The sequence below is a fragment of the Pantoea sp. K16 genome (assembly GCF_048452805.1).
Lineage (GTDB): Bacteria > Pseudomonadota > Gammaproteobacteria > Enterobacterales > Enterobacteriaceae > Pantoea > Pantoea agglomerans.
Window position 1 is genome coordinate 195,302 of the sequence record NZ_JBLWNV010000009.1, and the last position, 14,344, is coordinate 209,645.

A 14,344-nucleotide genomic window follows, 5' to 3' on the forward strand; every position below is an offset into this window, starting at 1 on the left:
CCTTTTCTCACTGCCTACAATTCCGCACCTTTTGCAGGGCTTAACTGCCCTGCACCTGCCGCCTGAGGCGACATGCTGACCTGACATCAGTGAGAAAATCATGAAACCCGAACTGCTTTCCCCCGCTGGCACCCTGAAGAACATGCGTTACGCGTTTGCTTATGGTGCCGATGCCGTCTATGCCGGCCAACCGCGCTACAGCCTGCGGGTGCGCAACAACGAATTCACCCACGAAAACCTCGCACTGGGCATCAGTGAAGCGCACGCGCTGGGTAAAAAATTCTACGTGGTGGTGAACATTGCGCCGCACAACGCCAAGCTGAAAACCTTTATTCGTGACTTAGCGCCGGTAGTGGCGATGCAGCCCGACGCGCTGATCATGTCCGATCCCGGCCTGATCATGCTGGTGCGCGACGCTTTCCCGACGATGCCGGTTCATCTGTCGGTGCAGGCCAATGCGGTCAACTGGGCCACGGTAAAGTTCTGGCAGCAGATGGGCCTGAGCCGGGTGATTCTGTCACGTGAGTTGTCGCTGGAGGAGATCGCCGAGATCCGCCAGCAGGTCCCGGAGATGGAGCTGGAAGTCTTTGTCCATGGCGCGCTCTGCATGGCCTACTCCGGTCGTTGCCTGCTCTCCGGCTATATGAACAAACGCGACCCGAATCAGGGAACCTGCACCAACGCCTGCCGCTGGGAGTATAAAGTGGCGGAGGGTCAGCAGGATGAGGTGGGGAATATCGTTGGTATCCACACGCCTGTCGCCGTACAGGATGTGACGCCAACGCTGGGCGTTGGTCAGCCCACCGACAAGGTGTTTCTGCTGGAAGAGAAGATGAAGCCCGGCGAGGTGATGAGCGCGTTCGAAGATGAGCACGGCACCTACATCATGAACTCGCGGGATCTGCGCGCGGTTGCCCACGTGGAGCGGCTCAGCGAGATGGGCGTTCATTCGCTGAAGATCGAGGGACGCACCAAGTCCTACTACTACTGCGCCCGCACCGCTCAGGTTTATCGCCGGGCGATTGATGATGCCGCTGCCGGTAAGCCGTTTGATCCCTCACTGCTGTTAACCCTGGAAGGCCTGGCACATCGTGGCTATACCGAAGGTTTCCTGCGCCGCCACACTCACGACAGCTACCAGAATTATCAGCAGGGCTTTTCGGTGTCCGACCGCCAGCAGTTTGTCGGCGAATTCACCGGCGAACGCCGGAGCGAATGGGCTGAAGTGGCGGTGAAGAATAAGTTTATGCTGCACGACAGCGTGGAGATCATGACGCCTCAGGGGAACCTGAATTGCCAGCTGGACGCGCTGCAGAATGCGCGCGGCGAACCCACTGAAGTTGCCCCGGGCGATGGCCATCGCGTCTGGCTGCGGGTGCCAGAGGAGGTGGATCTGCGTTTTGCACTGCTGCTGCGCAACTTCGATCACGGTGAAGATACCCGGGACCCTCATAATCGTTTACCAACGGAAACATTTTGAGGAAATCAGAACAGGATCACAGACCCCTGCGCGGCGCTGCTTTATAGTCCCGCCTGCTGCTAACGAGTAACAATAAACGGCAGATTTACCAGGAACCACCTCATTTACCCGCCCGGCTCCCCCGTGCGGGTTTTCTTTTTTCTCTCTTTCGCCAATAATTTACTGCTGGCAGCTGTGTTATAAATCCCTTCTTACTCTGTAGATCTTCAAGGAACGCAAAATGGATAATAAACCGCTTACGCTGCTCATCCTGAACGGGAAAGGCGCGGGTAATGATGATCTGCGCGAAGCTATTACGACCCTGCGTGAAGAAGGCTTCGACATTGCGGTGCGTGTCACATTTGAAAAAGGTGACGGCGATCGGTACGTCAAAGAGGCCATTGCGCTGCAGGCCGCGACCGTGGTGGCCGGTGGTGGCGATGGCACCATCAATGAAATTGCGACAGCGCTGGCTTCTTCTGAAGCGGATCATCGCCCGGTGCTGGGCATCCTGCCGCTGGGTACCGCCAACGATTTTGCCACCAGCGTCGGCATCCCGGAAGAGATGGAACCGGCACTGCGACTGGCGATTCAGGGCAAAGCCAGTGCCATCGATCTGGCCAGGGTAAACCAGAGCCACTACTTCATCAATATGGCGACCGGCGGGTTTGGCACCCGTATCACGACTGAAACCCCGGAAAAGCTGAAGTCGGCGCTGGGTGGCGTCTCCTACTTTATTCACGGCCTGATGCGCATGGATACGCTGAAACCGGATACCTGCGAGATCAGCGGCCCCGATTTCGCCTGGCAGGGTGATGCGCTGGTGATCGGTATCGGTAATGGTCGTCAGGCAGGCGGCGGTCAGCGGTTATGCCCTTCTGCCCTGATCAACGATGGCCGACTGGACGTCAGTGTTGTCACCGCGCAGGAGTTGCTGCCTACCCTGCTGCACTCGCTGACCGGCGACGATGACAATCCCGGCATCGTCACCACGCAACTGGAGTCACTGACGATCCGTTCTCCGCATGAGATGACCTTTAATCTCGATGGCGAGCCGCTTTCCGGGCGCGAATTCGTGATTGAGGTGATGGCGGGCGCGCTGAGCTGCCGCCTGCCGCCGCAGTGCGCGCTGCTTGCCTGAACCGACATCAGGGGCGAAAGCCCCTTTTTTCTTCTGCTGCCATTAGCGCCCATTTTCTCCGTAACATCCCTCCTGCTGCCTCGCTTTATCACGCCTTAACGGGTGTTTTCAGGCAATGTAAACACTCTGTGATTCCGTTCACAACTCTGCCACCCTAACTTGTATGGTAGTATTAAAGAGCGTACTTTTTCATCATTGAACGCTGACTTAAGGCAACCAGGATGAAAATTGTTAAGGCAGAAGTATTTGTAACCTGCGCAGGCAGAAACTTTGTCACCGTAAAGATCACCACCGATCAGGGTCTGACCGGCATTGGCGACGCAACGCTGAATGGCCGTGAATTACCGGTCGCCTCCTACCTGAAAGATCACGTCTGCCCGCAGCTGATTGGCCGCGATGCGCATCAGATCGAAGACATCTGGCAATATTTCTACAAGGGCGCTTACTGGCGTCGTGGCCCGGTCACCATGTCCGCTATCTCGGCCGTCGATATGGCACTGTGGGATATCAAAGGCAAAGCCGCCAATATGCCGGTTTATCAGCTGCTGGGTGGCGCATCACGCACCGGCGTGATGGTCTATTGCCACACCACCGGCCACTCCATTGATGAAGTGATGGATGACTACGCGAAGCACAAAGAGCTGGGCTTCAAAGCGATTCGCGCGCAGTGCGGCGTTCCGGGCATGAAAACCACCTACGGCATGGCGAAAGGCAAAGGTCTGGCCTATGAGCCTGCAACCAAAGGTAACTGGCCGGAAGAGCAGCTCTGGTCAACCGAGAAATACCTCGATTTTACCCCGAAACTGTTCGCGGCCATCCGTGACAAGTTTGGTTTCGACGAGCACTTGCTGCATGACATGCATCATCGCCTGACGCCAATTGAAGCGGCGCGTTTTGGCAAGAGCGTGGAAGATTATCGCCTGTTCTGGATGGAAGATCCGACGCCTGCTGAGAATCAGGAGTGCTTCCGCCTGATCCGCCAGCATACCGTTACGCCGATTGCCGTGGGTGAAGTGTTCAACAGCATCTGGGATTGTAAGCAGCTGATTGAAGAACAGCTGATCGACTACATCCGCACCACCATTACGCATGCGGGCGGCATCACCGGTATGCGGCGTATTGCTGATTTTGCATCGCTCTATCAGGTGCGCACCGGCTCGCACGGTCCTTCTGATCTCTCCCCTGTCTGCATGGCGGCTGCACTGCACTTTGACCTCTGGGTGCCGAACTTCGGTGTGCAGGAGTACATGGGCTTCTCCGAACAGATGATGGAGATGTTTGATGCAAACTGGACCTTTGACCAGGGCTACATGCATCCAGGCGACAAACCCGGTCTCGGCATTGAATTCAACGAGAAACTGGCGTCGAAATATCCCTATGAACCTGCCTATCTCCCGGTCGCCCGTCTTGAAGATGGCACCCTGTGGAACTGGTAAGGAGAAGCTGATGAAAAGCGTTGTTATTGAACAGCCGGGTGAACTGGTGGTGGCTGAACGTCCACTGCCACAACCTGCGGCGGGCGAAGTCCGGGTCAAAGTGGCTTATGCCAGTATCTGCGGCTCTGATGTGCATATCTGGCACGGGCATAACCCGTTCGCGAAATATCCACGGGTAATTGGTCACGAATTTTTCGGCGTCATTGACGCGGTGGGCGACGGTGTTGATACGGCCCGGCTGGGCGACCGCGTGGCGGTGGATCCGGTGGTGAGCTGCGGCAGCTGCTATCCCTGCTCGGTGGGCCGTCCCAATGTTTGTACCACACTGCAGGTGATTGGCGTGCACCGTGATGGCGGCTTCAGCGAGTTTGCGCTGGCTCCGGCAAAAAATGCCTTTTCCCTGCCGGACAGCATCCCCGATCGGCTCGCCAGTCTGGTTGAGCCTTTCACTATCGCCGCCAATATCACCGCGTTTCTCAAGCCGCAGCCAGACGATGTGGCGCTGATTTACGGTGCCGGTCCGATGGGGCTCACTGCGATTCAGGTGCTGAAGGGCGTCTATAAGGTTAAAAAGGTGATGGTGGTGGATCGCCTGCCGGAAAGGCTGGCACTTGCAGAGCAGAGCGGTGCGGATCAACTGTTCGATAACAGCGAAATCCCGCTGGCGGCACAGCTTGAGGGCGTGCAGCCTACGCTGATTATCGACGCGGCCTGCCATCCCACCATTCTGGCTGAAGCAGCTGCCCTCGCCTCACCGGCCGCGCGCATTGGCCTGCTGGGTTTCTCCGGCGAGCCATGCAGCATTACTCAGCAGAGCCTGACCAGCAAGGAGCTGTCGCTGTTTACCTCACGTCTTAACAGCAATCGTTTCCCCCAGGTGATCGAATGGATGGAAAAAGGGTTAATCCAGCCAGAGAAACTGGTCACGCACTACTTCCCGCTGCAGGAGATTGAGCGTGCGATGACCCTGTTTGAAAAAGATCCGCGCACCTGCTGCAAAGTCATACTTCAGATGGGTTAATTATCCGCTGAACACCAGGTCTCCTCAGCCGGTGCGTACCCGCCGGCATGACTATAAAGATAAAACAGATCACGGAGTTTGTATGTTCAAGAATCTGCGCTGGACCCTCGTTTTGCTGCTGTTCCTGGTTTACATGATTAACTACCTCGATCGTGTCGCCCTGTCGCTGACGGTGCCGCTGGTGGAAAAAGATCTGGCGATCAATGCTGAGCAGTTTGGCATGATCTTCGGCAGCTTTTTCTTTGGCTATGCCCTGTTTAACTTCCTTGGCGGCCTTGCCACTGACCGCTATGGCCCTAAAATCGTGCTGGCCGTGGCGGTAGGAGCCTGGTCCATTTTCTGCGGCATGACCGCACTGGCCACCGGCTTCTGGTCACTGCTGATCCTGCGTGTGCTGTTCGGCATGGCTGAAGGCCCGATCTGCTCCTCGGCCAACAAAGCGATTAACGGCTGGTTCCCGAAAAAACAGGCCGCGACGGCCATGGGCTTACTGAGTGCCGGATCACCTTTGGGTGGTGCGGTCGCTGGCCCAATCATTGGTTATCTGGCGCTCGCCTATGGCTGGCGTCCGGCGTTCGTAATTGTCTGCTGTATCGGACTGGTGTGGATGGCATTCTGGCTCTTCTTCGCCGCTGACAATCCGGCGAAGAGCAAGCGCGTCAGCGAAGAGGAACGTCTGCTGATTGATCGCCTGAAAGCAACGAACCCGAATGATGAAGTTGATCTGTCGGAAACGTCACATCCGTTTGGCTACTACCTGCGCCAGCCGATTATCCTGGTCACCGCTTTTGCCTTCTTCTGCTACAACTACATTCTGTTCTTCTTCCTGAGCTGGTTCCCGGCCTACCTGGTGCAGGCGCACGGCCTGGATATCAAATCAATGAGCATCACCACCATGATCCCGTGGATCGTCGGTTTCGTTGGCCTGGCGCTGGGTGGCTGGATCTCCGATAAGATCTTTAACATCACTGGCAAGCTGTTGTTGTCCCGTAAAATTGTGCTGGTGGTCTCACTGCTGGCCGCCGCAATTTGTGTGGCGCTGGCGGGTACGATAAAAGATGTGGTGCCTGCGGTAATTATGATGTCGGTGTCGATTTTCTTTCTCTATATCACCGGCGCAATCTACTGGGCGATTATTCAGGATGTGGTGCACAAGAGCCGTATCGGCAGCATCAGCGGCTTTATCCATCTGGTGGGTAGCCTCTCCGGCATCATCGGGCCCATCGTCACCGGGTTTATTGTTCATCACACCGGTAAATTCGATAGCGCCTTTATCCTTGCGGGCTGTGTCGCCGCGCTGGGTGCCTTCCTGGTGTTATTTGTGATTCGCAGTCCGAAAACCCAGGATAAACCAGTTTCGGTCTGAGTGTTGTTTCGCTAACAGATGTATGATTTCGGGGCGCTTTGCGCCCCGTTTGCCATAAGGATGGACTATGTTACAGATTAATCGCCTGCCCGCTGAGGTCAAGCGCCCCGCTTACGACCGCAGCCAGTTAAAAACCCGTATGGTACATATCGGTTTTGGTGCATTTCACCGCGCCCATCAGGCGCTCTGCAGCGATAAGCTGGCTGAACAGGGCAGCGACTGGGGTTATTGTGAAGTGAACCTCAACAGCGGCGCGTTGATTGAGGCCCTGCGAGAGCAGCAGCTGCTTTATACCCTCACCGAGATGGCCGATGATTCATTGCATACCCGGGTGATTGGCGTCATTACTCAGGCACTGCACGGCAAAAGTGACGGTATTGAGGCGGTGATCAATGCCATGAGCCAGCCTGAGGTAGCCATTGTCTCCATGACCGTCACCGAGAAAGGCTATTGCCACCAGCCTGCCAGTGGCAATTTAAATCCCGATCACCCTGACATCGTGCATGACCTGCAGAATCCGCATTCGCCGCGTTCGCTGCCCGGTCTGATTCTGGCCGCGATTCGCCGCCGACGTGATCAGGGCTTACCCGCCTTTAGCGTGATGTCCTGTGACAACATGCCGGAAAATGGTCACGTGACCCGCAACGTTGTTGTGCAACTGGCACAGCATCAGGATCCGGCCCTGGCAGACTATATTCAGCAACACATTACCTTCCCCTCCACCATGGTCGATCGTATCGTTCCGGCCATGACCGATGCGGCGTTTGCGGCACTAGGCGCGCGTCTGGGTTCCGATGACCCGGTTGCGGTTGAAGCAGAGCCCTTCTTTCAGTGGGTGATTGAAGATAACTTCGTCAATGGCCGTCCGGCGTGGGAAAAAGCGGGCGCAGAACTGGTCAGTGACGTTCTGCCCTATGAAGAGATGAAACTGCGCATGCTGAATGGCAGCCACTCTTTTCTGGCCTATCTCGGCTTCCTGGCCGGTTATGAGTACATCAGCGACTGCGTGGCCGATCCCCATTTCCGCGCCGCCGCCCGTTCACTGATGATTGATGAGCAGGCGCCGACGCTGCGTACCCAGGGCGTAGATCTCAACGCCTATGCCGATTCGCTGATCGCCCGTTACGAAAACCGTGCCATTAAACATCGCACATATCAAATCGCCACTGACGGATCGCAAAAATTGCCACAACGCATGCTCGACAGTCTGCGCTGGCACCTGCAGCGCGGCAGCCGCTGCGACCTGCTGCTGCTGGGCGTGGCGGGCTGGATGCGCTATGTCGGCGGCATCGATGAACAGGGTCAACCGATTGAGATCCGCGATCCGCTGAAAGCCACGCTGTCAGAGACGGTTGCCGGTAGCGAAGAAGGCGAAGCGCGTGTCCGTGCGCTATTGGGTCTGCGCGACATCTTTGGCGAAGATTTAGCGCAGAACGCCGATCTGGTGGCCCGATTGACGACGTATTACCAGCAACTGACGACTCAGGGCGCGCGGGCGACGGTGCAACAGTGTATGAGTCAGGCATAACAGCCTGGTGACAAAGCGCTGGCGCAGACGCAGCGCGCTGATTAGACTGACACTTTCCCATCGCGCTGGCCCCTGCCAGCCGTAATATGGATATTGCTGCATGTCGATCGCCTATACCATTACTACCAGCGAACCGGTAAATCAGCAGATTTACCGGTATCTGCGCAAAGATATCGTCACCTGCGCAATTCAGCCGGGCTCGCTGCTCTCGGAAAAAGAGGTGTCCGCGCGCTTCAACGTTTCACGCCAGCCGGTGCGCGAAGCGTTCATCAAGCTGGCCGAAGCCGGACTGGTACAGGTATTGCCGCAGCGTGGCACTTTCGTGCGCAAAATCTCCGCTAAGCGGGTGGCAGATGGCCGCTTTATCCGGGAGGCCGTTGAGGTGTCGGTGGTTCGCCGTGCGGCACTGGAGATTGATGATCCGGCTCTGATGGCGCTGGAGCATAACCTGCAGCTGCAGCGCATGGCCGCTGAGCGGCATGACAGCCAGGCTTTTCTCACTCTGGACGATGAGTTTCATCGCCTGATTGCTGAAAGCATTGACTGTAAGCTGGCCTGGGAAACGGTGGAGAACATCAAAGCGGCCATGGACCGGGTGCGGTTTCTGACGCTGAGTGAAGTCTCTCCACCGGACAAGCTGATTGAGCAGCATGAAGAGATTTTTGCGGCGCTGAAGCGTCATGACGCCGATGCAGCCGAAGCGGCAATGCGTCGTCATCTGCAGGAGATGATCTTCTCTATCACCCCGATTGCCGAGCGTAACAGCGCCTGGTTTGAAGCACCCTGAACCTGAAACCGCCCGCACCACCTGATTACCAGGTCGATGCGGGCCTTCGTCATTACCACCATTGATGAAAATGGTGAACCGGTCCGATACCCTTCCCGACCTCCAGCGAATCCGCCTGCAGCAGCGCCTGCTGTAACCAGTTTTTGGCTTCCCCAATCGTCTCTGCCCAGTCAGCATGACGTGGTCGCAACGCGGCTAAGGCTGCCGACAGCGTACAGCCTGTGCCGTGCGTATGACGGGTATTTACCCGCGGCGTACTGAATCGCTGCTCTGCTGAGTGCGTGATCAGCCAGTCCGGGCTCTCCGCCGCCGCAAGGTGACCGCCCTTCATCAGCACAGCCTGACAGCCCAGTGCCAGCAATGCCCGTCCCTGCTCGCGCATCTCCTCTTCATCTGCCGCAATGGCGCAGTCCAGCAACGCCGCCGCTTCCGGAAGATTAGGTGTGATCAGCGAGACCTGCGGCAATAACAGCTCCCGTACACTGGCTACGGCGTCTGGCGAGAGCAGCGCATCACCACTTTTCGCAACCATGACCGTGTCCAGCACGATAAACGGGATTGCCGCATTGCTCAGCCGGGCCGCAACCTGGTCCACGATAGCCGTTTCTGACAGCATGCCAATTTTTGCGCTGTCGATGCGCACATCACTGAGCACCGAATCGAGCTGGGCGGCCACAAAGTCAGGCGTAATGCGATAAACCGACTGCACGCCGCAGGTGTTCTGTGCCACCAGCGCGGTGATGACGCTGGTGCCATAGGCTCCCAGAGCGGAGAAGGTCTTGAGATCGGCCTGAATCCCTGCGCCGCCGCTGGGATCGGTACCCGCAATCGTCAGAGCGTTAATACGTTTCATGATTACCCTCCAGCGTCCAGAGTGCATCAATAAACGCCGTGGCAAAGCTGCCGGGTCCGGCAGCCTGCGCCGCCGCCTTTTCACCCGCCAGCGCCATCACCTGACAGGCGGCCGCGACATTCATCAGCCGATCGCCAGGCAGAGAGCTGAAACCCGCCACCACTGCCGAGAGGGCGCAGCCGGTCCCGACTACCCGTGTCATTAAGGGGCTTCCACCGTGTACAGCAAGGAGTCGCTGACCATCGGTGGCGTAGTCCACTTCACCGGTGACGACCACCAGCGTGCTCCAGGTTTCCGCGAGCTGTTGGGCCGCATCGAGTGCTGCATCCGCCTGATGCAGCGTGTCGACACCGCGCCCGCCGCTGGCCTGTTGTGCCAGCGCCAGAATCTCTGACGCATTCCCCCGAATCACCGCCGGTTGCTGGTTTAACAACTGCTGGCAGAAGTCACTGCGCAGCGTCAGCGCGCCGACGGCAACCGGATCGAGTGTCCAGGGCGTGCCCGCCTGATTAGCCGCGGTGACGGCAGCCTGCATCGCCTGCTGGCGCTCGCGGGTTAAGGTGCCCACGTTAATCAGCAGTGCATCGGCCATGCTACTGAACTGGGCAGCCTCAGCGGCATCGATCACCATCGCCGGTGAGGCATGGAGTGCCAGCAACACGTTGGCGGTGTAATTCTGGACCACGTCATTGGTCATACAGTGCACCAGCGGTGACTGGCGGCGGAAAGCGTGCAGAATGGGCGCGAAGTGCGCGGCAGAAAGGTGTTGAGATTGATGTGTCATCGTAGCTCCCAACCGGCGAACAAGAAGGCGAATGCGGTCAGGCATCAGACTTCCCTACGCTGGCATTATCCAGTTCAGGTCAGCGGGTTTTTCTCAGCCCTTTCCGTGTGGAAAGCGGCACCCCGAGTCGTATTACGGCTTGCAGCATAGGCAAGCCGCGCAGCGAAAGCAAGCGACTCCCGCCTGGGAAATAATCAGAGCTGAAACAATTCACATGATCCCGATCAACGCCTGAGGGTGCAAAAAAAGGCTTAATGCTGCGGGTTAACGAGATACCTCTTTATAGGTAGCCCCGCTTATTACCCGGATGGGTAATATTTCCCGCAGTGACTCTGGTTACCCCATAATAATTAACCTGCTCGCAGCATCATCGTAAAAAACACTTTATTTCATGGAGTTAGAAAACTCCTGAAGCGGAACTTCATACTATTCAGGATGTATGATGCGATTTTTAGCGCTTATTCCACACCGCCATCGATGGCAGGATATTAATATTGAACGCAGGGGTGCCGTGGCACCCAATGGCAGACAGTACCTCTCCACCTATATCTCCGCCCGTTGCACAGGCTGTGGCGAAATTATTCACCGGGTCTATTATCGCGACATCAGCGATCGGCAGGCGCGCCGCTGGTTAGGTTAGCGTCCCGGCAACGGTCATTCCGGACACAGTTCAGGTTAACAGTTAGTTAGCAATTTGTTAGTCTGGTAACTAATCATCGTCTGACCAGACTCTCTCTATGCCACTGCTGTTTGAAAGCTTAAGCCATCAAATTTACCTGTCAGCCCCGCTGTTTATCCTGATCCTGCTGGGGTACTGCCTGACGCGCCTCGGGAAATGGCCCGCCAGCATCAGCGAAGGGATGAACCGCTTTGTGTTTAACGTTGCCCTGCCCTGCATGCTGTTTCGGGTGATGAGCACCTTCTCGCAAAGTCCGCCGGTGGATGCGCGCCTGTTGCTGGCCTTTTTCGGCAGTTGCCTGCTGGTGTTTATCGTGGGGCGACTGCTGGCAACAAGGCTGTTTAATCTGGATGGCGTAGCGGCGTCGGTTTTTGCGCTGGGCGGCATCTTTTCCAATAACGTCATGCTGGGGATCCCGGTGGCCACGGTGCTGCTGGGGCCAGAAGCCCTGCCCCCGGTGGCGCTGGTGCTGGTGTTTAACAGCCTGATCCTCTGGACCTTACTGACCGTTTCGGTCGAGTGGGCAAAACAGGGCAGCTTCTCGCTGGAAGGACTCTGGCGCACCCTGCTCGGCGTGCTGAAGAATCCGCTGATCATCGGTATTCTCAGCGGTACAGCCTGGAGCTTTCTGCAACGTCCCTTGCCGCTGCTGGCCGCTGAACCGCTAAAGATGCTGGCCTCACTGGCCGCACCCTTGTCGCTGGTGACGCTGGGCATGAGCCTGGCGCACTATCGGGTGCGGGATGGCTTAAAAGAGAGCTATACCATCTGCCTGCTGAAGCTGGTGCTGCAACCGATGACGGTATGGGCTATCGCGTGGCTGACCGATCTGCCGCCGCTGGAGAGTAAAGTGGTGGTGCTGCTGGGATCGATGGCAGTCGGGGTTAACGTCTATCTGATGTCGCAGAAGTTTAATGTCATTACCGGCCCGGCGGCGGCGAGCATGCTCTTTTCTACCGTGTTTGCGGCGGTTACAACGCCAATCTGGATGATGCTGATGACGCTGGCGGGCTATTAACAAAAAAGCCCCTCAGCACACGTGCTGAAGGGCTATTGTATGGCTAACTAAATGTTACTCTGCCGATTTGGTACGAATCAGATAGTCAAAAGCGCTCAGTGAGGCTTTAGCACCTTCGCCGCTGGCGATGATGATCTGCTTGTACGGTACGGTGGTGCAGTCGCCCGCGGCGAACACGCCTTTCAGGCTGGTTTCGCATTTACCATCGATGATGATTTCACCCATTTTGTTACGCTCAACCGCGCCTTCCAGCCATGGGGTATTCGGCAACAGACCAATCTGAACGAAGATACCGGAGAGCGGCAGCTCATGAGTGGTCTGCGTCGTACGGTCGATATAGTGCAGGCCAGTGACTTTGGTGCCGTCGCCTTTCACTTCGGTGGTCTGGGCGTTCAGAATCACATCCACGTTCTTCAGGCTGCGCAGCTTATCCTGCAGCACCTGATCGGCGCGCATCTCACCGGCAAACTCCAGCAGCGTAACGTGTTCAACAATACCGGCCAGATCGATGGCCGCTTCCACGCCGGAGTTACCGCCGCCGATCACCGCCGTGCGTTTGCCTTTAAACAGCGGGCCATCGCAGTGTGGGCAGTAGGTCACGCCTTTGGTGCGATACTCTTCTTCACCCGGCACACCCATGTTACGCCAGCGTGCGCCGGTCGCCAGGATGATGCTGCGTGATTTCAATACTGCGCCGGAGGCGGTTTCGATGGCGTGCATTCCGCCCTCTTTCGCTGCCGGGATCAGTTTGATGGCGCTCTGGCTTTCAATGACGTCCACGTTGTAATCATCCACGTGTGCGCGCAGTGAACCGGCCAGTTTTGCCCCTTCGGTTTTCGGTACGGAGATATAGTTTTCGATATCGACCGTGTCCAGCACCTGGCCGCCAAAACGCTCACCCAGCAGGCCGGTACGGATACCTTTACGTGCTGAGTAGATGGCTGCCGCGGCGCCCGCCGGGCCGCTGCCGATAATCAGGACTTCATACGCGTCACGCTTGTTCAGCTCTTCCGCTGCACGTTTGTCGGCATTGGTATCCACTTTGCTGACGATTTCCGCCAGGCTCATGCGACCCTGACCAAACTCTTTACCATTGAGGTAAACCGCTGGCACGCCCATCACGTTACGTTCCTGAATCTCGTTCTGGAACAGGCCACCGTCGATAGCGGTGTGGCTGATGCGCGGGTTAATCACCGCCATCAGGTTCAGCGCCTGTACGACGTCAGGGCAGTTATGGCATGAGAGTGAATAGTAGGTTTCGAAATGGAAGTCGCTGTCCAGCGCGGCAATCTGATCCAGCAGGCTTTGTGCTTCTTTCGACGGATGCCCACCGGTCTGTAACAGTGCCAGCACCAGTGAGGTAAATTCGTGACCCAGAGGTGAACCGGCAAAACGCGGGCCGCTGTTCGAACCTGGGTTGGTGATCAGAAATGAGGGCTTACGCACCTGACGATCGTTCTCTTCGCGGAAGCTGACTTTGTCAGACAAACCGGCGATATCAACCAACAGTTCACGGATCTCGGTTGATTTTGCACCTTCGTCCAGCGTGGCAATCAACTCAACAGGTTTGGTTAATTTCTCAAGGTAAGCCTTGAGCTGGGTTTTCAGATTTGTGTCGAGCATAGTGATATCCTGGTCAAAAAATCGGGTGCCGCAGCACCCGATTGGAGAATGGTCGAAAGGCCGAAGCGGAATTAGATTTTGCCAACCAGGTCCAGAGACGGAGCCAGTGTTGCATCACCTTCTTTCCATTTAGCCGGGCACACTTCACCTGGGTGAGAAGCCACGTACTGAGCCGCTTTCACTTTGCGCAGCAGGTCAGAGGCGTCACGGCCAATGCCTTCAGCAGTGATTTCGATTGCCTGGATAACGCCTTCCGGGTCAACGATAAAGGTACCACGGTCAGCCAGACCTTCGTCTTCGCGCATGATTTCGAAGTTACGGGTCAGCGCGCCAGTCGGGTCACCGATCATCGTGTACTGGATTTTCGCGATGGTGTCAGAAGAACCGTGCCAGGCTTTGTGGGTAAAGTGGGTATCGGTAGAAACGGAGTAGATATCTACGCCCAGTTTCTGGAACTCTTCGTAGTGATCAGCCACGTCGCCCAGCTCGGTCGGGCAGACGAAGGTGAAGTCAGCTGGATAGAAGAAGAACACACTCCATTTACCTTCAACGTCTTTCTCGGTTACGTCGATGAATTCGCCGTTTTTGAATGCTGCGTTTTTGAACGGCTTGATTTTGGTATTGATAATAGACATCTGGTGGCCTCCGT

General features: G+C 56.7%; 13 protein-coding genes and 1 riboswitch. Of the genes, 9 read left to right on the forward strand and 4 right to left on the reverse strand.

Going from position 1 to position 14,344, the window contains the following annotated elements; genetic code table 11:
- Window positions 1–97: 97 nt before the first annotated feature.
- The 7 genes from trhP (at window position 98) to ACK13D_RS13825 (ending at window position 8,738) form a co-directional block, all read left to right on the forward strand.
- On the forward strand, window positions 98–1,480 hold the full coding sequence (gene trhP, locus ACK13D_RS13795; RefSeq protein ID WP_052272082.1) for a prephenate-dependent tRNA uridine(34) hydroxylase TrhP: 1,383 nt from the start codon (window positions 98–100) through the stop codon (window positions 1,478–1,480).
- Window positions 1,481–1,700: 220 nt separating this feature from the next.
- The gene (yegS, locus tag ACK13D_RS13800; RefSeq protein ID WP_033772226.1) at window positions 1,701–2,600 is read left to right on the forward strand and encodes a lipid kinase YegS; all 900 of its coding nucleotides are present in this window, start codon (window positions 1,701–1,703) and stop codon (window positions 2,598–2,600) included.
- A 221-nt stretch (window positions 2,601–2,821) separates the two neighbouring features.
- Window positions 2,822–4,036 (forward strand): D-mannonate dehydratase ManD, encoded by a 1,215-nt coding sequence (gene manD, locus ACK13D_RS13805; RefSeq protein WP_418796632.1) that lies wholly within the window; start codon window positions 2,822–2,824, stop codon window positions 4,034–4,036.
- Between the two features lie 10 nt (window positions 4,037–4,046).
- Window positions 4,047–5,057 carry a Zn-dependent oxidoreductase gene (locus ACK13D_RS13810; protein ID WP_418796634.1) on the forward strand — a complete coding sequence of 337 codons (1,011 nt, stop codon included), beginning with the start codon at window positions 4,047–4,049 and terminating at the stop codon, window positions 5,055–5,057.
- 82 nt (window positions 5,058–5,139) lie between these two features.
- Window positions 5,140–6,423 (forward strand): MFS transporter, encoded by a 1,284-nt coding sequence (locus ACK13D_RS13815; RefSeq protein ID WP_010248200.1) that lies wholly within the window; start codon window positions 5,140–5,142, stop codon window positions 6,421–6,423.
- 67 nt (window positions 6,424–6,490) lie between these two features.
- Entirely contained in the window at window positions 6,491–7,951 is a 1,461-nt protein-coding gene (locus ACK13D_RS13820; RefSeq protein ID WP_418796637.1) for a mannitol dehydrogenase family protein, read from the forward strand.
- A 100-nt stretch (window positions 7,952–8,051) separates the two neighbouring features.
- On the forward strand, window positions 8,052–8,738 hold the full coding sequence (locus tag ACK13D_RS13825; RefSeq protein WP_010248206.1) for a GntR family transcriptional regulator: 687 nt from the start codon (window positions 8,052–8,054) through the stop codon (window positions 8,736–8,738).
- A gap of 52 nt (window positions 8,739–8,790) precedes the next feature.
- On the opposite strand, the gene thiD is transcribed toward ACK13D_RS13825, so the two are convergent.
- Window positions 8,791–9,591 carry a bifunctional hydroxymethylpyrimidine kinase/phosphomethylpyrimidine kinase gene (gene thiD / locus ACK13D_RS13830; protein ID WP_418796639.1) on the reverse strand — a complete coding sequence of 267 codons (801 nt, stop codon included), beginning with the start codon at window positions 9,589–9,591 and terminating at the stop codon, window positions 8,791–8,793.
- Window positions 9,578–10,375, reverse strand: a complete 798-nt coding sequence (gene thiM / locus ACK13D_RS13835; protein ID WP_418796641.1) for a hydroxyethylthiazole kinase — start codon at window positions 10,373–10,375, stop codon at window positions 9,578–9,580. Before thiM ends, thiD begins: the two co-directional genes overlap by 14 nt.
- A gap of 34 nt (window positions 10,376–10,409) precedes the next feature.
- Window positions 10,410–10,510, reverse strand: a riboswitch (TPP riboswitch).
- Between the two features lie 307 nt (window positions 10,511–10,817).
- Here thiM and ACK13D_RS13840 point away from each other — a divergent pair.
- Both ACK13D_RS13840 and ACK13D_RS13845 read left to right on the forward strand, forming a co-directional pair.
- On the forward strand, window positions 10,818–11,015 hold the full coding sequence (locus ACK13D_RS13840) for a hypothetical protein (protein ID WP_010670995.1): 198 nt from the start codon (window positions 10,818–10,820) through the stop codon (window positions 11,013–11,015).
- Between the two features lie 97 nt (window positions 11,016–11,112).
- Window positions 11,113–12,072, forward strand: a complete 960-nt coding sequence (locus ACK13D_RS13845; RefSeq protein ID WP_022625034.1) for an AEC family transporter — start codon at window positions 11,113–11,115, stop codon at window positions 12,070–12,072.
- 54 nt (window positions 12,073–12,126) lie between these two features.
- Here ACK13D_RS13845 and ahpF read toward each other — a convergent pair whose 3' ends face one another.
- Entirely contained in the window at window positions 12,127–13,695 is a 1,569-nt protein-coding gene (gene ahpF, locus ACK13D_RS13850) for an alkyl hydroperoxide reductase subunit F (protein WP_010248223.1), read from the reverse strand.
- A 71-nt stretch (window positions 13,696–13,766) separates the two neighbouring features.
- Window positions 13,767–14,330 carry an alkyl hydroperoxide reductase subunit C gene (gene ahpC, locus ACK13D_RS13855; protein ID WP_010248225.1) on the reverse strand — a complete coding sequence of 188 codons (564 nt, stop codon included), beginning with the start codon at window positions 14,328–14,330 and terminating at the stop codon, window positions 13,767–13,769.
- Window positions 14,331–14,344: the final 14 nt, after the last annotated feature.